General features: G+C 55.7%; 22 protein-coding genes and 1 riboswitch. Of the genes, 9 read left to right on the top strand and 13 right to left on the bottom strand.

The genetic code is table 11. The features are described 5' to 3' along the window. Positions 1-26 precede the first annotated feature (26 nt). The 4 genes from phoB to KP814_RS25145 form a co-directional block, all read right to left on the bottom strand. Positions 27-719 (bottom strand): phosphate regulon transcriptional regulator PhoB, encoded by a 693-nt coding sequence (gene phoB / locus KP814_RS25160; RefSeq protein WP_011394745.1) that lies wholly within the window; start codon positions 717-719, stop codon positions 27-29. A 139-nt stretch (positions 720-858) separates the two neighbouring features. Then, complete coding sequence (gene ubiA, locus KP814_RS25155; RefSeq protein ID WP_216739366.1) at positions 859-1,761, bottom strand: 4-hydroxybenzoate octaprenyltransferase; 903 nt, start codon at positions 1,759-1,761, stop codon at positions 859-861. Positions 1,762-1,810: 49 nt separating this feature from the next. Next, entirely contained in the window at positions 1,811-3,784 is a 1,974-nt protein-coding gene (locus KP814_RS25150; RefSeq protein ID WP_216739365.1) for a monovalent cation:proton antiporter family protein, read from the bottom strand. A gap of 61 nt (positions 3,785-3,845) precedes the next feature. Further along, a complete protein-coding gene (locus KP814_RS25145) occupies positions 3,846-4,403 on the bottom strand; it encodes a hypoxanthine-guanine phosphoribosyltransferase (protein ID WP_216739364.1) in 558 nt (185 codons plus the stop codon). Positions 4,404-4,638: 235 nt separating this feature from the next. Between KP814_RS25145 and rd the strand changes: the two genes are divergently transcribed. Together rd and KP814_RS25135 are read left to right on the top strand one after the other, a co-directional pair. Beyond that, on the top strand, positions 4,639-4,806 hold the full coding sequence (gene rd, locus KP814_RS25140) for a rubredoxin (RefSeq protein WP_011394749.1): 168 nt from the start codon (positions 4,639-4,641) through the stop codon (positions 4,804-4,806). 51 nt (positions 4,807-4,857) lie between these two features. Further along, positions 4,858-6,018: an NAD(P)/FAD-dependent oxidoreductase gene (locus KP814_RS25135; RefSeq protein WP_216739363.1), complete on the top strand. Its 1,161-nt coding sequence runs from the start codon at positions 4,858-4,860 to the stop codon at positions 6,016-6,018. A gap of 17 nt (positions 6,019-6,035) precedes the next feature. Here the strand turns inward: KP814_RS25135 and rimK are convergent, their stop codons facing one another. The 3 genes from rimK to KP814_RS25120 form a co-directional block, all read right to left on the bottom strand. Continuing rightward, positions 6,036-6,947: a 30S ribosomal protein S6--L-glutamate ligase gene (gene rimK, locus KP814_RS25130; protein ID WP_127968342.1), complete on the bottom strand. Its 912-nt coding sequence runs from the start codon at positions 6,945-6,947 to the stop codon at positions 6,036-6,038. A gap of 22 nt (positions 6,948-6,969) precedes the next feature. Further along, positions 6,970-8,454 carry an OmpA family protein gene (locus KP814_RS25125; RefSeq protein ID WP_216739362.1) on the bottom strand — a complete coding sequence of 495 codons (1,485 nt, stop codon included), beginning with the start codon at positions 8,452-8,454 and terminating at the stop codon, positions 6,970-6,972. A gap of 249 nt (positions 8,455-8,703) precedes the next feature. Then, a complete protein-coding gene (locus KP814_RS25120) occupies positions 8,704-8,940 on the bottom strand; it encodes a cysteine-rich CWC family protein (protein ID WP_216739361.1) in 237 nt (78 codons plus the stop codon). Positions 8,941-9,177: 237 nt separating this feature from the next. On the opposite strand from KP814_RS25120, the gene tesB reads away from it, so the two are divergent. Next, positions 9,178-10,041 (top strand): acyl-CoA thioesterase II, encoded by an 864-nt coding sequence (gene tesB, locus KP814_RS25115; RefSeq protein WP_216739360.1) that lies wholly within the window; start codon positions 9,178-9,180, stop codon positions 10,039-10,041. 86 nt (positions 10,042-10,127) lie between these two features. Next, positions 10,128-11,126 carry an MBL fold metallo-hydrolase gene (locus KP814_RS25110; RefSeq protein WP_216739359.1) on the top strand — a complete coding sequence of 333 codons (999 nt, stop codon included), beginning with the start codon at positions 10,128-10,130 and terminating at the stop codon, positions 11,124-11,126. Positions 11,127-11,131: 5 nt separating this feature from the next. Here the strand turns inward: KP814_RS25110 and KP814_RS25105 are convergent, their stop codons facing one another. Then, on the bottom strand, positions 11,132-13,747 hold the full coding sequence (locus KP814_RS25105) for an EAL domain-containing protein (protein ID WP_216739358.1): 2,616 nt from the start codon (positions 13,745-13,747) through the stop codon (positions 11,132-11,134). 200 nt (positions 13,748-13,947) lie between these two features. Further along, the gene (locus tag KP814_RS25100; RefSeq protein ID WP_216739357.1) at positions 13,948-14,397 is read right to left on the bottom strand and encodes a flavodoxin; all 450 of its coding nucleotides are present in this window, start codon (positions 14,395-14,397) and stop codon (positions 13,948-13,950) included. 188 nt (positions 14,398-14,585) lie between these two features. Between KP814_RS25100 and KP814_RS25095 the strand changes: the two genes are divergently transcribed. Beyond that, positions 14,586-15,041, top strand: coding sequence for an EVE domain-containing protein (locus KP814_RS25095; RefSeq protein ID WP_216739356.1), 456 nt, complete (start codon positions 14,586-14,588; stop codon positions 15,039-15,041). 5 nt (positions 15,042-15,046) lie between these two features. Here the strand turns inward: KP814_RS25095 and KP814_RS25090 are convergent, their stop codons facing one another. Together KP814_RS25090 and KP814_RS25085 are read right to left on the bottom strand one after the other, a co-directional pair. Further along, positions 15,047-16,150 carry a GGDEF domain-containing protein gene (locus KP814_RS25090; RefSeq protein WP_127968350.1) on the bottom strand — a complete coding sequence of 368 codons (1,104 nt, stop codon included), beginning with the start codon at positions 16,148-16,150 and terminating at the stop codon, positions 15,047-15,049. 170 nt (positions 16,151-16,320) lie between these two features. After that, on the bottom strand, positions 16,321-16,680 hold the full coding sequence (locus KP814_RS25085) for a hypothetical protein (RefSeq protein WP_216739355.1): 360 nt from the start codon (positions 16,678-16,680) through the stop codon (positions 16,321-16,323). A gap of 239 nt (positions 16,681-16,919) precedes the next feature. Beyond that, positions 16,920-17,012, bottom strand: a riboswitch (SAM-I-IV-variant riboswitch). Between the two features lie 171 nt (positions 17,013-17,183). On the opposite strand from KP814_RS25085, the gene KP814_RS25080 reads away from it, so the two are divergent. The 3 genes from KP814_RS25080 (at position 17,184) to KP814_RS25070 (ending at position 20,350) form a co-directional block, all read left to right on the top strand. Next, positions 17,184-18,752: an inorganic phosphate transporter gene (locus tag KP814_RS25080; protein ID WP_216739354.1), complete on the top strand. Its 1,569-nt coding sequence runs from the start codon at positions 17,184-17,186 to the stop codon at positions 18,750-18,752. A 141-nt stretch (positions 18,753-18,893) separates the two neighbouring features. Beyond that, positions 18,894-19,757, top strand: coding sequence for a DHHA1 domain-containing protein (locus KP814_RS33500; protein ID WP_216739353.1), 864 nt, complete (start codon positions 18,894-18,896; stop codon positions 19,755-19,757). After that, positions 19,754-20,350 (top strand): DUF488 family protein, encoded by a 597-nt coding sequence (locus KP814_RS25070; RefSeq protein ID WP_216739352.1) that lies wholly within the window; start codon positions 19,754-19,756, stop codon positions 20,348-20,350. The genes KP814_RS33500 and KP814_RS25070 overlap by 4 nt, the downstream gene beginning before the upstream one ends. Before the next feature lie 95 nt (positions 20,351-20,445). On the opposite strand, the gene KP814_RS25065 is transcribed toward KP814_RS25070, so the two are convergent. Continuing rightward, a complete protein-coding gene (locus KP814_RS25065) occupies positions 20,446-20,760 on the bottom strand; it encodes a DUF4288 domain-containing protein (protein ID WP_216739351.1) in 315 nt (104 codons plus the stop codon). Positions 20,761-20,957: 197 nt separating this feature from the next. Then, positions 20,958-21,305: a cupin domain-containing protein gene (locus tag KP814_RS25060; RefSeq protein ID WP_216739350.1), complete on the bottom strand. Its 348-nt coding sequence runs from the start codon at positions 21,303-21,305 to the stop codon at positions 20,958-20,960. A 769-nt stretch (positions 21,306-22,074) separates the two neighbouring features. Here KP814_RS25060 and KP814_RS25055 point away from each other — a divergent pair. Continuing rightward, positions 22,075-26,039 (top strand): PAS domain S-box protein (locus tag KP814_RS25055; RefSeq protein ID WP_216739349.1); only part of this gene is annotated, 3,965 nt, incomplete at its 3' end.

Here is a 26,039-nt window from a genome sequence, read left to right as displayed (position 1 = left end):
TTATTTTTTAAGACGGATCGCGGCGCTTATGGCGCTCGGGTCGAAAAGCGATAGCCCGTCCCACGCACGGTTTGAACCAGATGATGATGACTGGGCTCCAGCGCTTTGCGTAAACGTCGAATATGCACGTCAACCGTGCGTTCTTCCACGTAGACGTTGCCGCCCCATACCTGATCCAAAAGCTGCCCGCGAGTATACACCCGTTCTTGATGCGTCATAAAGAACTGCAGGAGCTTGTATTCCGTGGGGCCCATGTTGAGCGCATCGCCCTTGGCGGTGACGCGGTGGCACACTGGATCGAGGCGCAGTCCTTCGACTTCAATGGGGGTTTCCATGCCTTGTACGGCGGTGCGACGCAGCACCGCTTTCAGGCGCGCGACCAGTTCTCTGGGAGAGAATGGTTTGGTGATGTAATCGTCTGCGCCCACTTCCAAGCCCTGGACTTTGTTGTCCTCTTCGGTTTTGGCGGTGAGCATGATGAGAGGGATTTCCGAGGTGTTTTGATCGCGCTTCAGTCTGCGTGCGAATTCAATGCCGCTGACGCCGGGAAGCATCCAGTCCAGCAGTATGAGATCAGGCTTCTGATCAATGATCAACGCATGCGCTTCCCGCGCGTCCCCTGCCTCCAGGTAGTCATAGTCAGCCATTTCCAGAGCGACTGCGATCATTTCCCGGATGGCGGGCTCATCGTCCACAATGAGAACTTGTTTGCTTGCCATGCAAAACACCTTTTTGAATACTCGATTGCCGAATTATTACAACGGCGTTTTGTTACAAGTATATGACAGGCGCTTAATTAATGTGATGGAAATGAGCCAGGCTGTTTGCAGTCGGGCTGTAAGCGAGGCGGGACGGGCTTTAGGGCCGGAAAATAAACTCCAGAACCAAACCGAGAAACACAGCTGCGCCGACCCAGTGATTGTTAAGGAACGCCTTGAAACAGTTCTGGGAAACGCGGGCGCGAATCAGGTGCTGCTGATACACAAACAGCACGGCGGCGACGATCAAGGACATTTGGAAGTAAACGCCCAGCTCGTATTGCGCGCCAACCATGAACAGGATGCCCAGCGTCAATACCTGCAGGCCCGCCACGGCGGCGCGATCCGCCTCGCCAAATAGAATGGCGGTGGATTTGACCCCGATCTTAAGATCGTCTTCCCGGTCCGCCATGCCGTACATGGTGTCATAAGCGACGGTCCATACCACCGTTGCGGTATACAGCAGCCATGCCTGCTGGGGAACGGTGTCCAATTCTGCAGCGAAAGCCATGGGGATGCCCCAGGCGAAGGCCGCGCCCAGTACGACTTGGGGCAGGTAAGTATGGCGCTTCATGAAGGGGTAGGTCGAAGCCAGCGCCAGCGCTCCAGCGGAGAGATAAATTGTCAGCGCGTTGGTGAACAACACCAGTATGAAAGAAACCCCAACCAGAACGCCGAACAGGGTGAGCGCCTCTTTTTCCGTCACTCGATTCTGCGCAAATGGACGACCTTTGGTGCGCTCCACGTGCATATCTATGCGGCGGTCGGCGTAGTCGTTGATGACGCAGCCTGCCGAGCGCATCAACAGTACGCCGAAGACGAAGATGAACAGGTTTTTGATGGAGGGAGCGCCCTCCGAGGCCAGCCATAGCGCCCACAGTGTCGGCCAGAGCAACAGATAGGTTCCGATAGGGCGGTTCAGTCGCGTGAGGTCGATATATACCGGCAATTTTGCCTTGAATTGTTCCGCCAGGGATGGAAGTGGACGCCCTTGGGATTTCATAGCCAAACAGAATCCTGATTTAGTGTGTGGTTTGCAACTGCGTTCAAGCTTAGCCGCCCAGCAACTTGTTTTCCGCCTGTTCAACCTGGTCCGCCGATCCATGCAGGATCAACGTATCGCCAGGCTGCAGAATGAAATCACCGGCAGGGTCGAAGAATTCCTCATCACCGCGTCGAATACTGTCGACATTACAGGCGGCCAGTTTCATCTGCGCCAGAGAGCGATGACAGCTGTAAGCGCCATCCGGCAGCGTCAGCGCATGCAGTTTTTCCAGCGGCGTGCCGTCAGCGCCGACCAACTGGGAATTAATGCCCGGGTAATAACCGTGCAGCATTTTGTAGCGGCTACGGCGCACTTCTTCGATTTGACGATGGATCTTCCTGGCCGGCGCGCCCATAAGAGTAAGCACTTGAGTCACCAACATCAAGCTGGCCTCCAGCGTCTCCGGAACGATTTCCGTCGCTCCCGCTTCCTGTAGCAACGACATTTTTGAGTCATCCGCCGTACGCACCAGGATAGGCACATTGGAGCCAGTGGAGCGGACCTTGCGTATGACCGCCAGACTCTTGTCCACATCTGCGTAGGTGATGATCAGCAGACGAGAGCGTTCCAGGCCCAGCGCCTTGAGAATATCCAACCGCTCGGAGTCGCCATAGTGCACGGGTTCGCCTGCGGCTGCGGCTTCTTTTACCCGCACAGGGTCCTTGTCTACGGCGGTCATGGGCATGCTGCTGCGACGCATGAAGCGGGCGACGGTCTGTCCGACCCGGCCGAAACCGCAGACAATGGCGTGGCCTTCCAGTTCGGAACAGGCGTCGGTTAAGGCTTCCATGCGAGTCTGGGCGACGCTCTGGCCTTTGTCGGAAGGGAAGCGGGCGCTGAGATAGCGCGCCAGATTCATCAGCCAGGGCGTCAATGTGATACTGAGAATGACGGTGGTGATCACCACTGCGCCAGCTTGTTTGGATATCAGCTGGAACTTCTCGCCCAATGCGAAGAGCGCGAAACCAAATTCGCCGCCCTGGGCCAGATAGAGACCGGTCTTCAGCGCCACGGCTCTGTCTTTCTGGTGACGATAGGCGAGGGCGCCAATCAGCGTCGCCTTGGCCAGCAGGAGCATTGCAGTGATGAGGATAATCCACGGCCAGTTGGCGAGCACTTCCTGGAAGTCCACGATCATGCCTACGCTGATAAAAAACAGGCCCAGCAGAAGGTCGCGGAAAGGGCGAATATCCGCCTCAATCTGATGTTTATAGTGGGTCTCCGACAGCATCATGCCGGCGATAAACGCGCCCAGCGCCATGGATAGCCCGAAACTGTGGGTCAATGCCGCCGCAAGCAGAGACACCATCAGCACGGTCAGAACGAAGAGTTCTTCCGAGTGAGACTTGGCGACTTCCGTGAAAATAAACGGCAGCAGGTATTTACCAATCGCCAGCATCAATGCGAATAGCAGAGCGCCTTTGCCCAGAGTGATGGCCAGGGCCGCCGCCAGAGAGCTGTCCGAGCCGCCCGCCAGAAACGGGATCAGAATCAAAAAGATAACCGCCGCCAGGTCCTGAAACAGCAGCACCCCCATCGACATCACGCCGTGCGGCTGGCCCAGTTCGTTGCGCTGCACCAGTTCTTTACTGACCACCGCGGTGGAGGACAGCGCCAGGGCTCCGGCGATGATAATGGCCTCTTCCGTACTGGCTTTGAACAGCCGCGCGATACCGAAGATTACCAGACTGCTCACCGCCACCTGCCAACCGCCCAGGTTGAACACCACCTTGCGTAAAGCAATCATCTTGGCCAGAGAGAACTCCAGTCCCAGGGAGAACAGCAGAAACACCACGCCGAACTCCGCCAGCACCTGGATAGTTTCTACGTCATCCACCCACCCCAAAGCGGTAGGGCCAACGCCGAGGCCCACCGCGAGGTAAGCCAGGACAGAGGGAATGTTCATGCGCCGGAACAGCGACGATACAACGACCGCCGCGGTTATCAGCACCAAAAACTGACTCAGATTAGCTTCATGCATAAGAGGTAAGGAACCAACATCGCCTGTTAGTGAATTGGTTTAGCGCCCGGGCGGGCTTGGCTTAAAGGCCTTTTACGGCGTAGATGCCGGGTGCGTTGCGCCAGTAGCCTTTGTAGTCCATGCCATAACCGAATATGTAGCGGTCGGCGACTTCCAGGCCAGTGAAATCGCACTTCTGGCCGGGGTAGACCTTGCGTTCATGCTGTTTGTCCACCAGCACGGCGGTGTAGACTTTTTCCGGCTTCTTGTCCTGGCAGTAATCGCAGATGGCGTGCAGGGTAGCGCCTTCATCAAGGATATCGTCAAGGATGATGACCGTGCGTCCTTCCAGGTTTTCGGCCGGCTCCACTTTCCATTTCAGACCTCCGCCGCTGGTCTGGTTGTTGTAGCGGGTGGCGTGAATATAACTGACTTCTAGCGGAAAGCGCAGCTTGGGAAGCAGCTTGCCTGCGAACACGACGCCGCCGGTCATCACGCAATACACCAAAGGGTTGCTGTCTTTCAGCTGCGCCGTGATTTCCTGCGCCAGACGTTCAATAGCCTGGTCTACCTGTGTTTCGTCGAATAGGCAGTCTGCTTCCTGAAATACCTGCTGCATGTTTTCCATATTATGGGACATTGGAATTACCTGAGAGTTACCGTTGTGATGATGAATGTTCTAAGAATTTATAAAAGTTACCGGCTTTGTTGGCGACGCCGGCGCTTCAACAAAGCCTAGTATAACGATTTAGCCCCGGAATGACTTGATCAATGCCGGCCGGAACCTTATAAATGCACTCACTGTGAATCAGGCGTTTTACCATAAATAAGAAGCTCTTTGCGGCTTTTTTGACAAATTTGAATAGGATACTGTGATGCGTAAATGGCAATGTGTGGTGTGCGGATACATTTATGATGAGGCGGAAGGCTGGCCCGAAGACGGTATCGCTCCCGGAACCCGCTGGGAAGATGTGCCGGAAGACTGGATTTGCCCAGACTGCGGCGTCGGCAAAGAAGACTTTGAAATGATTCAAATCGGTTAATTCGCTCTCCAAACCGCTCCACTCTCTACTGGAAACATAAAAGGATACGTCATGCCGGATACTGCGCCCATCGTCATTATCGGAACCGGTCTCGCTGGCTATACGCTGGCCCGTGAGTTCCGCAAACTCAATAAAGACGCGCCGGTGCTGATGCTGACGGCGGACGACGGCCATTCATACTCCAAGCCGATGCTCTCCACTGGCTTCGCTAAAGCCAAAACCGCGGATCAACTGTCCATGGCGGACCCCGGCAAGATGGCGGAGCAATTGAATATCGAAGTGCGCACCTTCGCCACGGTAACGGCGCTGGACCCGGAAGGCCATCGTTTGTACATCGGGGATGAGGCGGTGGAGTACAGCAAACTGGTGCTGGCCTGGGGCGCGGATCTGATCCATTTGAATATACCCGGCTCCGGCGCAGGCAAGGTTTTCGCGGTGAATGACTTAATGGATTACCGTCGCATTCGCGAAGCCTTGCAAGAGAAAAAGAGAGTGGCGATTCTCGGCGCGGGCTTGATCGGCTGTGAGTTCGCCAACGACCTGTTGCAAGGCGGTTACGAGGTGGCGCTGATTGCGCCCTCCGATACGGCGCTACCGGGCATGCTGCCGAAGGCCGCTGGCGATGCGGTAGTGAAAGGCTTGCAGGGCCAAGGCGCGGTATTCCATTTGGGACAAGTGGCGACAGCGGTGGAGGATACTGGCGACGGCGTGGCGCTGACATTGGATAACGGCGTCAAGGTGCAGGCGGATATCGTGCTGTCAGCCGTCGGACTGCGACCGCGTACGTCTCTCGCCAAACATGCTGGCGTTCAGGTTAACCGAGGCATTGTCGTGGACCGGGAGATGCGCACCAGCGCGCCGGATGTCTATGCATTGGGCGATTGCGCGGAAGTGGACGGGCATGTGCTGTTGTATGTCCTGCCGCTGATGGCATGCGCAAAAGCTCTGGCGAAGAGTTTGGCGGGGGAGCCGACCAAGGTCAGTTACGGGGTGATGCCGGTAGTGGTGAAAACGCCGGCTTGTCCGGTAGTGGTGGCTCCGCCGCCGGTTGGCGCGGAAGGCGACTGGCAAGTGGAGCAGTCCGGAGAGTGCGACGTCAAAGCCCTGTTCGTCAACGCCAAGGGCGCATTGGAAGGGTTTGCGTTAACTGGCGCGCATGTGATGGAAAAGCAGAAACTGGCTCAGCAACTGGACCCCATTCATAACGACTGAACGGGGCCCTTGTTATCTCAGCCCTGACCTTTGGTGCGGGTGCTGGATTTATTCTCCTGAATCTTCTTCTCGATAAAGGCGTAAATCAAACCGGCGATATCCTTGCCGGTTGCGTTCTCAATGCCTTCCAGACCTGGTGAAGAGTTGACCTCCATGACCAATGGACCGTGGTTGGAGCGCAGCAAGTCGACGCCAGCTACATTTAAGCCCATGACGCGGGCGGCTCTTACCGCGGTGGAACGCTCCTCAGGAGTAATCTTGATCACGGACGCTTGGCCGCCCCGATGCAGATTGGAGCGGAATTCGCCCGGCTGCGCCTGCCTCTTCATGGCGGCGACTACTTTATCGCCGACGACGAAGCAGCGGATATCGGCGCCGCCAGCTTCCTTGATGAACTCTTGCACCAGAATGTTGGCTTTCAAGCCCATAAAGGCTTCGATAACGCTTTCCGCAGCCTTGCGGGTTTCCGCCAGCACCACGCCAATGCCTTGCGTGCCTTCCAGTAACTTGATGACCAGCGGCGCGCCGCCGACCATGGATATCAGGTCGCGAATGTCGTCAGGGGAGTGGGCGAATCCGGTGACCGGCATGCCCACGCCTTTGCGTGAGAGCAACTGCAATGAGCGCAATTTGTCGCGGGCGCGTGAGATGGCCACGGACTCATTCAACGGAAATACTCCCATCATTTCGAACTGGCGCAATACCGCCGTGCCGTAGAAAGTGATGGATGCGCCGATCCGGGGAATGATGGCGTCAAACCCTTCCAGCACCTGACCCTGGTAATGGATGGTGGGTTTGTGGGTCGCCATGTTCATGTAACAACGCAGTGTGTCGATTACATGCACCTCATGCCCCCTTTTTTCACCTGCCTCCTTCAAACGGGAGGTGGAATAAAGAGAAGGATTGCGCGACAAAATGGCTATTTTCATAAGTTACCAAGGAAATATTGAACTAAGGTAGATTGGCGTCGTTGATAATCAGCACTTCAACTCTGCGATTAGCCGCGCGCCCTTCTTTGGTGTCGTTGTTCGCCACCGGACGGGAGGCTCCGAAGCCTTCTGCTTCTATCCGGCTGGAATCTATGCTGCCCACATTGGCGAGGAAACTGGCGACGTTGCTGGCGCGCTTCTCAGAAAGAGACTGGTTCAGGGCCCGGTCGCCGCGGTTGTCAGTATGACCGGAAATGCGAATTTTGCAATTGGGGAAGGCTTCAATTGCGTCGATGATCTTGTTCAGCAGGGTGACGTTGTCACGTTGCACTTCACTGGAGCCGGAGGCGAACTTGAAGCCGTGGGCGCGGATCAGCACATTGGCGTTCTGCCGGTAAACATCGGCTTCCGTCAGGGTAAACAGTTCCTGCACGAACTCAAAGCGGCGTTGGATTTCCTCGCTGGCGCGTTTGGCCGCGTCAGTCTCCAACTGGACCGCCAGCAGCTTCTGATCCATTTCCTGCTTCATTGTCTCCAGGCTGGCTGCGCTTTGGACCTCTCGAACTTCCGCTTCAGCCAAAGCATGACGCAGGGTCAGCTTTTCTTGCTGTAGACGGTTCAGGGCTTCGTTGATGGATTCTTTGACCTGCGCAGGCCCTTTCTCGAAAGGAATCTCGGGAACGACAGGCTGCACGGCCTCGGCCAGTCTGGCCTCATGCCAGAGTAAAATATCTTCCAGACTGGCGTCTTTGGCGTCGAAGTCTGCGGCCTGGGCGGCGATGGCGCGGGCGTGTTGCACCTGGGTCAGGGCGCTGTTGGCGTGACGACGAGCCTTTTCCTGTTGCGTGCGGTCATTTTCCAGTGTGGACAGGGCCAGCAACATTTCCTCTTCCGCTACCCGCAGGGTTTTAGGAGCGCGGTCGTCGATATCTTCTTTGCGGGCCTGTTCGATCGCCTTGCGGGCTTTGCCTGTCACGTCCAGTTTCAGTGAGCGCAGTTCGATATCCCGGTATACGCCTGCGAGGGCGGTCTGGGCCTTGCTGTTGTCGGCGCCGGGTTGCTTCTCCAGTTGCGCGGCGATATCGCGCAGTTGCTTGTCGGCGGAAGCGAACTCGTCTCCGAGCAGCTCATCTCCACTCACGGCTATCGCCGCCTGACGGGCGTTCGCAATGGCCTGCAGTTTTCCGCGGGCGGCGTCCGCCTGCTTTTCCGCCTGGGCTGCGTAGGTCAGGCCAGCCTGGGCCTTGGCGGCGGCGACAGTGGGTTTGCTGCGGGAAAGGTCCAGCGCTTCATTATAGGCTTCCACGGCTTTTCCATAAGCGTCCGGCGCGTACAGATGCACACCATTGTCGCGCGCGGTTTCCATTTGGGCGTATAGCTGCTTCGCCTCATCCAGAGAAACGGCGGCGGGCTCCTGCTTCAGCACGGGCGTGCTGCTGCAGGCTGCGATAGCCAGGGCCAAAGAGGAGGCGGTGAATAGACGATATAGCTTTTTGGAAATAAACATTATTCGGTAGTCCGTGTTTGATTTGAGGCGGCGACAAAGCCGAATGCAGAGTCTATCTGTCTTCCCCAGTTGAACTTTTCTTATGTCGTTCTGTTGTACGTTATTTGGCTGGCATACTAGCTCAAAATGACGCCGGGCCAAAGTTTACCAAACCTGGATTATCATTATATTCAGAATCATCGACGGTTCACGGCGGCGACAGACTCGCCCCTTGCAGTTGAAGTCGGCGCTAGCGCTTTTCAATGATGCTCAGTCAGCCGCGTCCGTCTCACTTTGTTTGGCTTTCAGGCGCTCGTTCAGACAGCTTCTGCAGTAACACTTCGCGCCTTCCGTGAATAACTCGGAGGTCAGTCCCGAAGGCGGGAGGGAGAAGCACCAGCATGTGGATTTGCCTTTCTCCAGATCGCATTGAGCTGGACGACCGCAGCCCGGACAGGCGTGCGAATAAGCGGGGTCGGGAAAGGCGATGTTGACGGCGTTTTTCATTTTGCCGGTCTCCGGAAGCTGTAGTATTGATCGTTAGCCAGCCCGATAGCTGCGGGCTGCTTTTTATACTTAGACGTCTTCCAAGTCAATAAAAGGACGGGGCGCTTATCGCTAAGGCGACCTGCTTTAGGTTAGGAGCATTTGAAATTCGACGCAAGCCGTCCCGAAAAGCGGGTTGATTTACTGCTGGCCGGCGGTCAGTTAAAGTTTTATGACCTACTCAAACAGGAAAGCAAGATGAACGATGTAGTCCAGAAACTGTTGGATTTGTTGCAGCTGCACGCGCTTGATGATTGCCTGTTTCAGGGCTCAAGCGAAGACCTGGGATTTAAAAACGTATTTGGCGGTCAGGTTGTCGGTCAGGCGTTGATGGCGGCCTACCGCACGGTGGATGAGACGCGGGTCGCCCATAGCCTGCATGCCTATTTTTTGCGCGCTGGCGACCCTGACCATGACATTATTTATGAGGTGACGCCGATTCGTGACGGCCGCTCGTTCAGCGCCAGGCGCGTCGCCGCCCGCCAGCATGGTAAGGAAATACTTACTCTCATGGTTTCGTTCCAGACGCCTGAACAGGGGTTTGAGCATCAGGAGCCGATGGTTGACGTAACAGGGCCGGAGGGCATCGTATCGGAGTTGGAGATGCGTCGTCGCTTCAAGGATCTGATTCCTGAGAGTCGTCGTGAACAGCTGACCCGTGAGCGCCCGATTGAGATTCGTCCGTTGAATCAGGTTAATCCTCTGAATCCCGAGAAGCAGGAGCCGAAAAAGTACAACTGGTTTCGTGCGGTGCGCGACATGCCTGAGGGCGTGCGTTGGCATCACTGCGTATTGGCGTATGCATCGGATTTCGGTCTGTTGGGAACCAGCCTGCACCCTCACGGGGTCTCTTTTTTCCAACGCGGCATGCAGGTGGCGAGTCTGGATCACGCGGTCTGGTTTCATCGCGACTTTCGCGTGGATGACTGGTTGCTGTACGCGATGGACAGTCCCAGCGCCTCCCATGGACGCGGTTTTAATCGCGGCCTGATTTATGACCGTTCTGGTCGGCTGGTGGCCTCCACTGCCCAGGAGGCGCTGATTCGTCGACGCACGGATTGAGCCTCAGAGCATGCTTTATTCGTAACATTAAACGCCTCTGGATAGTTCGGAGGTGGAGATTTCTATTATCACCGAGAGACTGGCGCATGACCAAAATACTGGACCTGGATGTTCCCCACGCATACCGCAATCGCCCCCACCATGTAGGCGGTCGCTTCCGGTCTCCGCCAGGAGGGCATCATGATGGCCGGCATTCCTCGGAGATGGCGAAAGTCCTGTGGGAGCTGTTCCGTCATGGCAATGACCCGGTGCGCGCCACTCACGATCATTGTCTGCATCGTGATGCGGCGATGGCGGAGTTAGCGGCGGCGCAGGCGGAGCAAAGTCTGACTTGGCTGGGGCAGTCCTGCTTTTATCTGCGTCTGGGGGATCAGAGAATACTGACGGACCCGTTCCTGGGAGAGCGGGCTTCGCCTTTGCAGTTCAGCGGCCCCAAGCGTCTGGTGGCGTCGCCGCTGCAGATTGAAGATCTGGATGTCGACGTCATCGTCATGTCCCACAATCACTATGACCATTTTGACGCGCCGACGCTGGCGCGGGTGAAGAACAAGGAAAATGTGCAGGTTGTGACAACCTTGGGGCTGCGCCCGGATTTTATCCGCCTTGGGTACCGCAAGGTTGTCGAGTTGGACTGGTATCAGAGCTGCCGTATTCACGGGGTGCTGTATACCGCGTTGCCGGCTTACCACTTTTCCGGGCGCTCCCTCTGGGATGCGGACCAGACATTATGGGCGAGCTTTGCGATAGAAGGTGGGGGGGTTAAATGTTTCTTCGCCGGCGATACCGGATATGGCGATGAGTTTAAGCGCATTGGCGAGTTAACCGGCCCTTATGATATCGTCCTAGTGCCTATCGGCGCTTATGCGCCGCGGGAAGTTTTCGCGGGGGTGCACGCCAGCCCGGAAGAAGCGGTTTCAATGGGCAAGGACCTGAAGGCGGCGCGACTGGTGGGAATGCATTGGGGCACGGTGCGACTGACCACTGAGCCGTTCTGGGAGCCGCGAGACCGTTTTATGGCTCCTGGCTCTGGGCCGCAGAGACGAGTTATGAAAATCGGCGAAACCCGCGCAATATCCGCGCTGTAACCGCCTCAGCCGGACTTGGCGCGCATATCCCGCTCCGCCGCCCGCTCTTGAGCATGGGCGGCGTAAGTGCGCAGCCACTCGATGGCGAACTCCCAGGGCATCGGCCGGGCCAGCCAGTATCCCTGAATGTAACGGCAATCCATGGATCGCAGCAGATTGAGCGATTCGACATCCTCCACGCCTTCCGCAATCGCCTCGTAGCCCAGTCCATGGGACATATCGATGGCGGTGCGCGCCACGACGCCGGCGTCCGGCGCGCTGGCGAGATCGCTGACCAGGGAGCGGTCAATTTTCACCTTATGCAGGGGCAGCTTTTTGATATAGGAGAGAGAGGAGTAACCCACGCCGAAGTCGTCCAGCGCAATCAATACGCCTGCCGCTCTGAGGGCCTGCAGCGCCGATAGCGCCCCCTCGGGATCGCGCATGAGTGCGGTCTCTGTGAGTTCAAGCGTCAGTCGCGCCGGGGGAACGCTGGCGCCAGCCAGTAATCGTTGCACCTTCTCGATAAAGCTGTTGTTCTCCAGATCCACCATGGAAATATTTACCGCAATACCGATGTCCTCATAGCCGGCTTCGCTTAACTCCTGTAGATGGCCCAGAGCCTGTTTGATCACCCAGAGTGTGAGTTTGGTGATATGTCCGGCCTGCTCCGCCAAGGGGATGAACTCATCCGGGAACACCTGGCCGAAGTCGTCATGAGTCCAGCGGATCAACGCCTCAAACCCGGTAATGACATCGGCCTCAATGTCCAATTGCGGTTGGAAATGCAGACTGAGCTTATTGGCGTCGATGGCTTTGTCCAACTCCGCCAGCAGGGTGAGGCGCCGCTCGCTGTAAGGGTTGTACTGGGACTGGTAAACCGCAGCGCAGCCCTTGCTGTGATGGGTGGCGTCCAAGGCGATGCGCGCCAGTCGCAACAGGCCTTCGGCGCTGTCCGTGTGATGGGGGTAGGCCGCCAGGCCAAAGCGTGGATCTAGATCGAGAGAAAGGTAGCCGAACTGGATGCGTTGCCCCAGAAACTTCGACAGAGCCAGCACTTCCTGGTCGTCTTCGCTGTCGCGACGCCGCTCCAGCAGCATCGCCAGGGTGATTTCGTCCAGGGACGCCACGTAGAGCGGCCCCTGTACGGACTGCTCAATAGGGATGACGCCATCCAGCGTTTCGACGAACTCATTGAGCTGATGAGCGATCTGATACATCAGCTGGCGCGCGTTTTCATTGCCCAGGGTGCGGTCTATGTCACGGTAGCGCTGCAGGCTGATCAGGCAGGCCATAAAGGCACCGCCGGGCCTGGCGCTGATGCGATCGGTGATGAAGCGCTCCAGGTAGGCGCGGCTGGGCAGCTCGGTGACATGGCTGTGGGTAGCCTCATATAAACGACGTTGTTCGAGCAATTGCAGTTCCTGCTGCTCTTCGATGATTTGCTCCTGGGCTTTGAGGCGCTCGTTCCGTTCAACATAGATGCGCTCTACAATGGCGACCGACAGCAGCACGGCTTCCGCGGCGGAGCCGATTTCGAAACCGTAGGCGGTCAGCAGGTTATGGGGAACGACCCCCAGAACCAGTAACAGGGTCAAACTGGCGCCCAACTCCAGCATCAGCCAGGCGCAGGTAAACAGGCGAGCGGAGCGCACGCCTTTCCACCAGAGATAGGGGCCGATAATGACAAGTATCAGGTCGGTCACCAGCACTAACGCGGTGGACACGCCTTTTGACAGGTGCGGCGGCGCGGCGAATACGCCGACGATTGAAGCCGCTCCGGCGATGCTGACGCCGATCAACAGGTAATTCAGGCGCGGGGCTTTGACGGGTAGTTTCAGGAAACGCCGGGAAAACTCCGCCGCCGACAGCGCGATTAGCGGCACGGATACCAGGATAGTGAAGTTCTGCAGCTGCGGTACGGTGGGCCAGAGGAACTGGAAGGTGCGGCCTTGCAACGTCGCCTGCACCAGTAGAATCATCAGGGTAAAGATGACGTAGAACAGATACATGGGCTCTCTGAGCGCCAGAAAAATAAACAGGTTGAAGGTGACGACGAAGAGCAGGAAGCCGTAATAAAGTCCGTGAGTGAGGGCCTCCCGATCATTGCGCAGGTAGAACGCGTCTTCCTTCCATATTTCCAGAGGCAGACTCAGGGAGCCCTCGCTTTGAATGCGGAACATAAATTCATGAGCTTCGCCGGGCTCCAGCTCCACGGGGTAGATATAAAGAGGATGCAGGGTCTCCCGTTGACTGAACGGGTAGTATTCGCCGGTCTGGCTGCGCCGGACGACCTCGCCATTGATCAGCTCGACAAAGACAACATCATCCAGATGAGGCGCTCGGACTACGAGCAGACGACGTTTCGGCTTATCGGTGGCGTTGGCCAGGGTGAAACGGAACCAGAAGCTGTCTTTGGTATAGCCGAAATTGGCGTGGTTGGCGGCGATGGTCTCCCAAGAGTGGTCGGCGTGGCTGAGCAGTTCCTCCAGGCTTTCTTCCCCGGTAACGTCCCGCCAGTAGTCGACAACCGGTATCGCCTTATCCTCCGCGCTGACATAGTTGCGCGGCGCTGCTTCCCCCAGGCAGTGGGCGCTTAGCGCGAGCAGACATAGGAACAGGAACGCTTTGATATTTGGCATTGTTCTTTTGAATTCAGCAATTAGCGTCGCCCCATCAAGGCGGTAATGGGGAGAAGCGAAGGCGGCGTATACAACTTAAGATTAGGTAGGGATGGGCGATCACGCCAACCTGGGGCGTTCATCGGAGAGAGAAAGGGAAGGCCATTGCGAATCAATGGCCTGTTGAAAGTAGTCGTAGACAGGCGTGACGACGAGAGCGGTTAGGCCAATTGCTGCGCCCAGGTTTGCGCCCAGGCGACGGCTTCTGCGGCGGGATCGGCGGTTTCCATCGCGTCGATCTTGAGACCGTCTCCCACTTTCACCGCCGCCAGCTCGGTCATGGCGTGCTCCATCAGCTCGCCTGCGCCGCAATAACTGTCGAAATAAGAGCTGTCGCCCAGGGTAATAACGCCAAAGGGCTTGCCGACGATATTGGGGAATTGCGTGGTCAGCGCCGTATATAAAGGCGCGATGTTGTCGGGCAGGTCGCCGCTGCCGGTGGTGGAGGTGCAGATCAGCGCGGCGGAGTCTGTTTCCGTGATGTCTTCCAGAGTGGGATTTTGCGCCACCCGGGCTTCATATCCTTCCTCATTCAGCGCCTTTTGCACCGCTTCGGCGGTTTCCAGCGCGGCGCCGTACACCGTGCCGACGCAGATAACAATCTTTTTCATACTCTTTCCCGGTTACTGGGACGATTCAATGTCCGATTAATTCAGTCGGGTATTGTAAGCATCCGCGCCAGGAATTTTAAGCGTCTCCGCCAGGATTTGTTATCGGAGTGCGCCGCATTAGAATTTTCCCGGCTTTGCATTTATTGTTTAGACCCCGCCATCCCGCATCTCAACAGGAGGACAAACCTATGGCGTACTGGCTGATGAAAACTGAACCTGACGCATTTAGCATCGATGATCTGGCGAACTCGCCGGAAGGCGTGTCCGGCTGGGATGGCGTGCGGAATTATCAGGCGCGTAATTTTATGCGCGACGATATGAAAGTGGGAGATCAGGTGTTCATCTATCACAGCAGTTGCCCCGAACCGGGCGTGGCGGGTATCGCGGAAGTCTGCCGGGAAGCCTACCCGGACCCGTCCTCTTTTGATCCGGAGTCGCCGTATTACGACCCCAAGTCCACGGAGGAGAACCCCCGCTGGTGGTGCGTCTCAGTGAAATTCGTGCGCAAATTGAAAAAGGTCGTTCCGCTGGGAGAGATTAAGCTGAATCCGGCGCTTCAGGATATGGCGCTGGTCAAACGCAGCCGGCTTTCCGTGATGCCGGTAGAATCCCATGAGTGGGACGCGATTATGGCGATGACTTGACGGGCTTAGACGGGCTCATCCTCGCTGGCTTTTTGCACAACTAACGGAATCACCATGTTGCGGCCTTTGATTTTGGCCTGATACAGATTGACGTCCGCCTGCTTTAATAGAGAGGCCAGATCCTTCGCCTGACTGATGGAGCAGACGCCGCAACTGATGGTGTAGCTGATATCCTGGTTTTTGTACTGCAGCGGACTGGCCTCGATGCTCTTGCGTAGCCTTTCCGCCAAAGTCAGGGCCTGCACCAATGAGGTATCCGGCAATTGAATGAGGAACTCCTCGCCACCCCAGCGCGCCGCCATGTCCATTTTGCGGCAGGCGTTGACCAATAACTCTGAAATTTTCATCAGTACGAAGTCGCCGGCGTCGTGGCCGTATGTGTCATTGATCATCTTGAAGTGATCGATATCCAGCAGGATCACCGAAAAGTGGCTGCCGTGACGTTTGTAGCGGAAATACTCTTTCTCAAGCTGTTGCTGCATGTCGCGTCGGTTCGGCAACTGAGTCAGCTCGTCGGTGCGGGCTGCTTTCTCATAAAGGCGCGCCATATTGATCAGCTCCTGGCGCGCCTTGCGTCTGGAATGGTCCATTACAAAGGCGAAGACGGAGACGAAGGAAACCGTGGCGGCGAAGCGAAGTTGGAAATCCAGATTGTAGACGGTGCGCACCCAGGGGAGTTCCGGGAAACGGAAGATAATGGCGATCAGCGCCACCATGATGATCAACATCCAGCTGCCGGTGCGCAGCCCCGCCACATAAAAGACGAAGGGCGGGAACACGTAAAACCACAGAATGCCGGTATTGCTCTCGCCGCCGCCGGCGATGAGATACAGGAATAAAAGACCCACCAGCCACAAGAACAGGGTTTTGAACAGTTGCTGATTGAGAGTGCGGTTGTAGGAAATCACGTTCATCAGCATCAGCGCGCAAAACAGGAACAGCGCGGATGCGTGCGCAGTATGGGACCACAGCCAGGACTTCACGCCGATAACGAAGGACATGAAGGACGCCGCATAAGCCAGCGCTTTAATGACGCTAACGACTTTGGCTTCTTCGTCGAGGACTGCGCTTAACAGATGGAAGTTGGTTTTGCGGTTACGCTCTGTCATGTCTTATTGTTATGGCCGCCTCTGCAAGTGACTGTTTCTATTATAGTCCACATATATTCGATAAATTGCCGACACTATCAGGTATTTCCCGCAACAACTGTTAAATATTATTTCGGAATGCGATGGCGGCGGTCGGCGAAAGTTCAGGAAATCAGGCGGCGCCCGTCGGATTAACCTAACGGGCGGCGATGGGTTTGTTCGGAGCTGATTCCCGGCAGTGAAATAGCGGCCAGTCTGAAGCGTACGAAATCCAGCGCCTGTTGCGCGGAAGAAAACCGGAAGCTGGCGTAACGACTGGCGCCGCGGCGATCGCGGTATTCCGCGTAGACCCAATAGCAGGCGTGGCTTCCCTGAGTTTTGCACCGGTATGAGCCGTGCGCCATCCAAACATACAGGGGACAAAGGTGAACGTAATGACTGATCGTCGCGCCGGACGTGAGAAGCTGTTCGAGACCGGGCGGCGGTAGCTCGGGCTGATCCTGAAGCTCATGCGCCTCAGCTTGATCTGCTATTGAAGCGGTTAATGACATGTTCTTGGTTCTCCACGTTAATACTATCGATTAAAACGTGCGAGAACTGACGTGGGGCTTGCCTGTGAGTTGCCAGGATGGCCACATCTCAGAACCCGGAAAACAGTCTTTTGATTAAGTCATTCCCGCACGTGGGAGTTTTTTCTAATGTCTATTGCCTAAAGAGGCGCAAACGATCGGGGCTTATTTACCGGTTGGTAACATGCCCTTGGTAATTCGTTTGGTAATCGACATTAATGACTTAAACAAAATGTTTCCTGTAACGGTTCTGGCACCACCTTGCCCAGGTCGGCAGGTTGGTGAGGACGTCAGTCCTTCTCTTGATGCACGAACTCGCTTAATGTATACAAAATAATCGGTTGAATCAATAACCTGGCGAGACGCAGATCAATCTTCCAGGAATTTCCCCGTTAATAGCCGTTATTTCCGCGATTTTGGACTATGTCCATCAGATGACTGTTTTGTTAAAGTTGCGCCTTCAAATTTACTGAGGGGAAAATCTGATGGAGTTTCGCAACCTGGGTCAGTTGGAAGAGGCCGCCTCCAGTGGGCAGCAAGAACTGGCTCGCATTGGTATTGCGCTACTTTTTATTCTGGGCATCCTGATATACACCAATCTTCGGATCGGCGATCTTGAGGGAGGATATCTGCTTGTAGTCGCCGCTATGATCGGTGGTTATATGGCGTTGAATATCGGCGCCAACGACGTAGCCAATAATATGGGGCCCGCTGTGGGCTCGAAAGCGATCACTCTGCTGGGCGCGCTGGCGCTGGCGGCGATATTTGAAGCGCTGGGCGCGCTGGTCGCCGGGGGCAACGTAGTCAGCACCATCAAGAACGGCATTATCAACCCGGAGTTCATTCAAGATTCAACCACCTTTATTTGGCTGATGATGGCTGCGCTGTTAGCCGGCGCGCTGTGGCTGAACGTGGCGACCTACCTGGGCGCGCCGGTATCCACCACGCACTCCATTGTTGGCGGCGTACTGGGCGCGGGCGTTGCAGCCGGCGGCTTTGGCGTTGCGAACTGGGGACAAATGGGCGCTATCGTAGCCAGCTGGGTCATTTCGCCGGCATTGGGCGGCGTTATCGCGGCGGGAACCCTGTACTTCATCAAGCGCTCCATGTTGTATGAAGAAGACAAACTGGGCGCAGCCCGTCGTTACGTTCCTGTTCTTATCGCGATCATGGCGTGGGCGTTCGTCACTTACCTGCTGTTGAAAGGCACCAAAAACATCATCAAGCTGGATTTCATGACTGCCTTGCTGGCGGGGCTGGCCGCCGCCGCCGCGCTGTATTTTGCGCTGTTGCCGTTGGTGGGCCGCGCCGCACGGAAAATGGAAAACACCCGTGAAAGCGTCAACAAGTTGTTCACTGTGCCTTTGATTTTCGCAGCGGCGTTGCTGAGCTTCGCCCATGGCGCCAATGACGTGGCCAACGCAATCGGGCCGTTGGCGGCGATCAATGACGCTATCGTTAACCACGGTATCGTGCAAAAGGCGTCCATTCCGTTGTGGGTAATGATGGTCGGCGCGTTGGGTATCTCCATTGGTCTGCTGCTGTACGGACCAAAGCTGATCAAGACGGTCGGCAACGAGATCACCGAGCTGGATAAGACGCGGGCTTTCTGTATCGCGCTGGCCGCGGCGATCACGGTAATTGTGGCCTCTCAGTTGGGCTTGCCGGTCAGCTCCACTCATATCGCTGTCGGCGCGGTCTTTGGCGTGGGCTTCCTGCGGGAATACCTGAAAGTGAACTACGCCAGCCAGCTGCACCTTATTCTGGATGAACATGCGGGCCTGGAGCGTGAGAAGCTGCAGAAGTTCCTGAACAACTTCGAAAAAGCGTCTGTGGAAGACATGAAGCAGATGTTGAAGCAGGCCAAAAAGCACAAAGAAGACGTGCCTCTCACCAAAGAAGAGCGCAAGCGTTTGAAGCATGTGTATCGTGAAGAACTGGTCAAGCGCGCCAGCATCAAGAAGATTGTGGCCGCCTGGGTTATTACAGTGCCTGTGTCAGCGTTGCTGGCGGCCCTGTTGTATTTCATGATCCGCGGCATGCTGTTGCCATAGGCTGTTTCTGCTCTACGAAAGCCCGGCTTTCCTGAAGGAGAGTCGGGCTTTTTCATTTTGGCTTACCGGAAAGTGGCGTTGAGCCGTCCTCTGAACTTATCGTATATATGCAGTTATAAGGACTGTTAAGGTGAGTGATCGGTGACTCAGACTCTCGTAATTTATCATGGCAATTGCCTCGATGGCTTCGGCGCGGCTTATGCGGCGTACCGACGTCTGACAATGTTGGATAAACAGGATGCGGACTACTACGCAGCGACCCACGGCGAACCGCCGCCGGACTGCGCGGGCAAGCGCGTTTACCTGCTGGACTTCTGTTACAAGCGAGAGGCGTTGAAGCAACTGTGCGCCAGCGCTGACGCCGTTATCGTGCTGGATCACCATATCAGCGCGGCGGAAGAGGTCGCCGGGTTGGATCAGGAATGCCCGAATTTGAGTCTGACTTTTGATATGAGCCGCTCTGGCGCGGTAATCGCCTGGGAGTATTTTCACGAAGACCCGCCTCCAGCTTTGCTGGCGATGATTCAGGACCGCGACCTTTGGCAGTGGCGCATCGCTGACAGCCGTGACGTCAATGCGGCGCTGATGTCTTATCCCAAGGACTTTGAGGTATGGGATGAGCTGGCGCAGTCAGGGGCGGCCTTGTCGCGTCTGGCGGACGAGGGACGCGCCATTAACCGGTTTCGTGAACAGATGATCGAGTATTACAAGGCACGAGCGGTGATGGGGGAAATCGCCGGCTATGCGGTGCCTATTGTTAACTGTCCACTAGCGGTGACCAGTGAGTTGCTCAATGTGCTGGCGCAAGGGCATCCCTTCGCGGCAGGGTATAGTGATAAAGGCGGTAAACGCGGCTGGTCGCTACGATCCACGGAAGATGGCGTCAATGTAGCGGACGTGGCGATAAAGTTCGGCGGCGGCGGACATCCGCGCGCAGCGGGCTTCTCCACTCGGATAGATGAACGCTGGTTGACTTTGGAGCCGACGAAAGTCACATCGGAATGAGCGCCTCAACGCCTTCTCTTTACAGCATTGGTTACGCCACCAAACCGGTAGCCGTCTTTATCAGCCAGTTGCAGAACCATCGTATCGACGTGGTCGCTGATGTTCGTTCTGTGCCATATAGTCGCGCCTTTCACGACTACCATCGGGAAACCTTGATCCAGCACCTCAAGGAGCATGGATTACGTTACGTCTATCTTGGCGAGGAATTGGGACCGCGTTCCAAAGACCCGGCCCACTACGACGAAAGCCGACAGGTGCAGTTTGACCGCCTGATTCAATCCGATTTGTTTCAGAGTGGGGTGGAAAGACTGAAAGACGGAATGGATAAAGGCTTTCGCATCGCCCTGATGTGCGCCGAGAAAGACCCCGCCAGCTGCCACCGTAGCCTGCTGATCGCCTATGCTCTGCAACGTGAAGGCATTACCGTCAGACATATCTCCCATGAGGGCGACATTGAGGCGCAATCTGAACTGGAGCGCCGTCTGATGGAACTCACCGGCATTCAACCGGATATGCTGACCCCAGAGGAAGAGTGTCGCGACCTGGCCTATCGGAAATATTGTCAGGTCATGGCTTATCGGAAGCCGGAGTGAGGAGGGCTTAATAAGCCTGACGACAGGGGCGCACTTATGGTTGGGGCGTGAGCAATACTTTGTATGCGGCCCTTTAAACTCTTGTGTGAAGCGCTTTAGGAATCGGGATTGTAGTCATACTTGAGATAGTGCTCATTATAGAAAGCCTCCAGGTCCAGGTCTGACTCATATAATACAGACCATATTTCATACCCGTTTCTCAGTTTTTTTCCGTCTTGTTTATAAGCATTTTGCTCCGGGTGTAACTCGAAGTTGCAGTCCTTTGCGTATTTCTCAGCTTCCTTTAAGGCTTTTGCGTGAGCGGAATCGAAATTCTTCGCTTTAAAACATACGATGCGTTCTTCGTAAATATTTTTGCCTGACTCCTTGATTCCAAAATGGTAAAGGCTCTTGACTGCATACCAGCTCATTTCATGTTCTCCGTTGGAATATTAATTCAATGCCGGCGATCTAAGTTTGATCTATTTGATGCGCTAAAACTGGGGTGGCGTATTTCTATGGAACGTTTGCGATAATCTGAGGAGACAGATGCGCAGTATCTCTATAATTATGTTGAAGGCTCGCACAGAGGCAGGTGAAATATCCCTTGCCTTGCTGACCGTTCCCTCTATTTATTCTGCTCAATCCGATCCCCATGGCTGGGCGGGGTTGAGGTTACCGTGAAAATTAAGTCCTCTGTTGACTCGTTCCTTAGTTGATGAGGCGCGCCGGCGGGGACATGCTTGCCCTGGTGAGGATGCAGGGTATAGGTTTCTCCGCTGACCTCCAGCGTCGCAACGCCGGACAGGATGAAGAAGAACTGTTCCGACTTTTGATGCAGGTGGCGCACTTCCGAGCAGCCGCTGGGAACTCGTTCCTGGATGACGCTTAAGGTTGGACTTTTAACCAGATGCCAGCCGTCGCAGCGTTCTCCCCAGATGTAATGCTCGGCGTTTTCTTTTGATATTACTTTCATAGAGCTTTCCTTTGATCTATCGTCTTTGCGCTAATCGACCGGGATATTGTATTCGGTGTATGTGCGCGCCAAGAATTTCCGTTATTTATAGGCGTGGAGGGTCATTATATTAGAGTAATAAATGCAGGGAGAAAAATGCCTCGTACATTTTTAAAAATTGTCATTTGGGTTTTAGCTTCCATCACGCTAGTGTATTGGATGACTAAGTACAATATCCCGTTTGGAATACTGGACATATTATCTGCGCCGTTGGTGGCAAGCATATTCGTATACTTCTTTTACGCTATTACGACTTTCAGTTGGAGTAGGAGGAAGAAATACTATTTGGCCTCAATATCGTCATTATGGGAGCGACGTACAATCCTGGCGATTGCCTTTTCGTTAGTAATGCTTGGATGGTTCGGGGCGCAGTGGGGGATAAATAACTTTACTGTAGAAATATGCTTCATGCATGGCTATACCATTGCGCTCTATAGCGCCACTGCTTTATATATTGGCGCGCTTATAGTCATGAAGTCGATACTCCCAACAAAAAAAGCGTACTAAAAAGCTCACTTTTCGTGGCTTTAATGCAGGAGAGCCGTGACGCCGTAACAAAGCGACTAAACACGAACCCGCGTAGTCCTGATTTTTCAGCTAATCTCTTATAGATAAAAAGCGGCGTCGTCATAAATCCTGGCGGGGCGGCTTCTCATTCTGGCGCGAGGAGGCGGCTGGCCATTGGCGGCGGCGCTTGTTCGGGCCCGCCGAACAGGCGACGGGAGCTTGGATGTCAGGGAAATCCTCCTCAGCTCAATGGCGAATCCTATCTGCGCTGATAGTCGTTGTCGGCGTCTGTCTGCTTGTAATTTACATCAGTATCGGCGTTGAGCGTCGCCGGCTTTATGCGGAAACGGACTCACTGATGCAGGCGCAGATTGCTTTCCGTTCGGAGAAGTTCACCCAGCGACTGGAAGGGCTTTCCCACGATGTGCGCTTTCTCCTCTTCACTCCTCCCATTCAAGGCATCGTGCGCGCTTCGGAAAACGATGGCTACGATGTCAGGGAAGATAGTTCCCTGGCGCTGTGGCGGCGGCGCTTGAATACGATTTTCTCCGGCTATGTGGTGACTCATCCCGAGGTCACTCAGGTGCGTTTAATTGGCGTTGCGGACGGCGGCAGGGAGATCGTCAGGGTCGACCGCATCGGTGAGCTTCCAGAGATTGTCTCGGATGACGAGCTGCAGCCGAAAGCGCAACAAGGCTACTTCCAAGAGGCGATTTTGATTCCGCCCGGCTCTTTGTATGTGTCAGACCTGAACCTGAATCGTGAATACGGGATGGTGCAATGGCCGCATGTGCCGACAATCAGGGTGGCGACTCCGGTTATTAACTCCGCCGGCTCTGTGTTCGGCGTTCTGGTGATCAATATGAGCACGGAGTTCATGTTTGCCGACATTACGGAGCAGACGCCGCCGGGATATAACATTTACCTCACTAATCAGGCCGGCGACTTTTTGATTCATCCTGATGATAACAAAACGTTCGGGTTCGACCTGGGCAGGCGACATGTCTGGGAGGATGAATTTACACAGGAGCAGGTCGATGCTGACTTGTTCGGCGCCATGTCTTTATTTGAAGGAGAAGAGGAGGGCCGATTACTGGTAACGAGTCGGGATCTGCCTTTGCAGGAGGGGCAGCCGGACCGCTTTCTAAAGCTCTACATTACCTACCCTCAGGAGATGGCTGAGAAACGAGTTGGGCGTATCGTTTCGAATATCATGCTGGCTTTGCTTGGCGGTATGGCGGTGGTCGGCGGCTTCTTGTACCTCTATTGGCTGAACATGCGGCAGCGGCAACTGGTCAGCGCCGGGCAGGCGCGATTGGCGGCGATTGTGGAGAGCGCCCAGGATGCGGTTTTGGGGATGGATCTGGACGGCGTCATTACGGATTGGAATCGGGGCGCCGAATTGATGTTCGGCTTTCGTCGCGATGAGGCGATTGGGCGTTTCGTACAAAAGCTCACTGTGCCGTCGGAGAGAGTGGCGGAAGAAGAAAATATCTTGCGCATGATTGGAGAGGGTGAACCTGTGAAACCCTTCAATACTCAGCGTAAATGCAAGAATGGCCGGATGGTGGAAGTGTCGGTGTCCGTATCGCCGATCAGAAACGCGGATGGAGAGATTGTCGGCGCCGCCAAGACGATTCGCGATATCAGCCGCCAGATCTCCATAGAGAATCAAATTCGCGAATTGAATGCGTCTCTGGAACGTCAGGTCGAGGCGCGGACGGCGGAAATACAGCGCTATCTGGCGCTGCAACAGGCGATTCTCAACAATGCCGGCAATGCGATTATCGCCACGGACCTGGAGGGCGTGATCACGCTTTTTAATCCCGCTGCGGAGCGCATGCTGGGATACAGCACGAAGGAAATGGTGGGCAAAAGAACGCCTGCGGTTTTCCATTTGCGGGAGGAAGTGGCGGCGCGGGCGCGGGAGTTTTCCGAAGAACTGGATGAGAAACTGGCGCCGGGCTTTGAGGTATTCATCGCCAAGACCAAGCGCGGCCTGCCCAATGAACACGAATGGACTTATGTGCGTAAAGACGGTTCCCGTTTTCCTGTGCAACTCTCTGTGACCGAGCTGCGCGATGAAAATAACCGGACCAGCGGCTACCTTGGCGTCGCCACGGATATCTCCCGGCAGGTGCAGGACAGACGTAATCTGACTTCCATGCGCGATCAGCTGCTGAAAGCGGCGGAAGTGGCTGAGCTGGGAATCTGGACCTGGGACCTGGAGAGCGACACACTCACCTGGAACCGGCAGATGTTCGAGATCTACCAAGCTCCCTATGAATTGAATAAAGGCGGTCTTAGCCATCGCCACTGGCGCAATGCGCTGCATCCGGAGGACGAAGCGACCACGGTGGCGAAGCTGGAGGCGGCGCTGGCGGGCGAGGGTGTATATGACCCCATTTATCGTATCGTGCGCCCCAGTGGAGAAGTGCGCTATGTGCAGGCCGCCGCGGTGGTGGAATTCAATGATCTGGGTAAACCGATATTGGTGCTTGGCGTCAACCGAGATATCACGGAACAGCGTGAGTACGAACAGCGTCTGCGTGAAGCCAAGGCCATGGCGGATAAAGCCAGCAATGCGAAATCGGAATTTCTGGCCAATATGAGCCACGAAATCCGTACCCCCATGAACGCGATTCTGGGGATGGTCAACTTACTCAAGCGCACCGATCTGGAAGAGCGTCAGCGAGACTATGTGCAGAAGGCGGAGTCTTCCGCCCGGGCTTTGCTGGGCATTCTTAACGACATTCTGGACTTCTCTAAAATCGAAGCCGGCAAACTGACCCTGGATTTGGAACCCTGCAGTCTGGATAAGCTGCTGCAGGATGTGGCGGTCATTATCACTGCCAATATCGGCGATAAACCGCTGGAGGTGCTGTTCGACGTTGATCCGAAAATTCCTGACTGGCTGGAGCTGGATGGCCTGCGTTTACAGCAGATTCTGATTAACCTGGCGGGCAATGCCGTGAAGTTCACGGAGCAGGGCGAAGTGGAGATTGCCGTCAGACTGGAGTCTGCGCAAGACGATAATCTGGTTTTGTCATTCGCTGTGCGCGACACCGGTATCGGCATCTCTCCAGAGCAGTTGCAGCGCATCTTCGAAGGCTTCACGCAGGCGGAGGCGTCAACCGCCCGGCGCTTCGGCGGCGCGGGTCTGGGATTGGCTATCTGTCGGCGTCTGGTGCGTTTGATGGGGGGGGAAATTACAGCGGAAAGCAAGGAAGGCGAGGGCAGCCTGTTCCGCTTTTCTATCTCTTGTCTCCGGGCGCAGCCATGGAATGCGGCGAAAAAAGCCTGCAGTCTGCCTAAACGGCTGCGTGTGTTGGTGGTGGATGATAACGCCAGCGCCAGAGAAGTGCTCAGAGGCGTGATTGAATCGTTTGGCTGGACGGTGGAGATCGCAGTCAGCGGCGAGGAGGGCGTCGACAAGTTAATGGAGGCGGCGGATTTCGCCACGCCTTACAACCTGGTGCTGATGGACTGGATGATGCCCGGCATGGATGGCTGGCGGGCCGCAGAGCTGATCAAGGCGCAATATCCGGCGGGCCAGGCGCCGCTGATCATGATGGTGAGCGCTCAGGCCCGTGATGAGATGGAGCGTCGTCGCCTGTCTTCGCCGAACACGATTGACGGTTATCTCACCAAACCCGTGACCGCCTCCATGATTCTTGACGCCGCCTCGGATACCCTGAAGTTGGATCGCTCCCGCAATCGCGTCAACGGTGCAGCCGCGGGTAAACGCCTGCATGGGATGACCATCTTGCTGGTTGAGGACAACCCGACCAATCAGCAAGTGGCCATGGAGCTGCTGCAGAGCGAAGGGGCGAATGTAAGCATTGCCGGGGACGGTCTGGAAGCGGTGGCGGCGATACAGAGCGCGGAGTCGATGTTTGATGCGGTGCTGATGGATATCCAGATGCCGGGCATGGATGGCTATACCGCCACCCGTGAGATTCGCGGCAAACTGAAAATGAATGCGTTGCCGATTATCGCCATGACCGCCAATGCCATGTCCTCAGATCGTGAGGCGGCCCTCTCCGTGGGGATGAACGAGCATGTCGGCAAACCCTTCGACTTTGATCATCTACTGGAAGTATTGATAGAACAAACGGGCTGGGATAGCTCACTGGAATCAACGCCAACGCCAACGCCAACGCCAACGCCAACGCCAACGCCAACGCC

Origin of the sequence: Hahella sp. HN01, assembly GCF_018986435.1 — a bacterium.
In the GTDB taxonomy this organism is placed as follows: Bacteria; Pseudomonadota; Gammaproteobacteria; order Pseudomonadales; family Oleiphilaceae; genus Hahella.
Note: the sequence above shows the minus strand (reverse complement) of the source record. Positions and strands in the feature narration are given on the sequence as shown.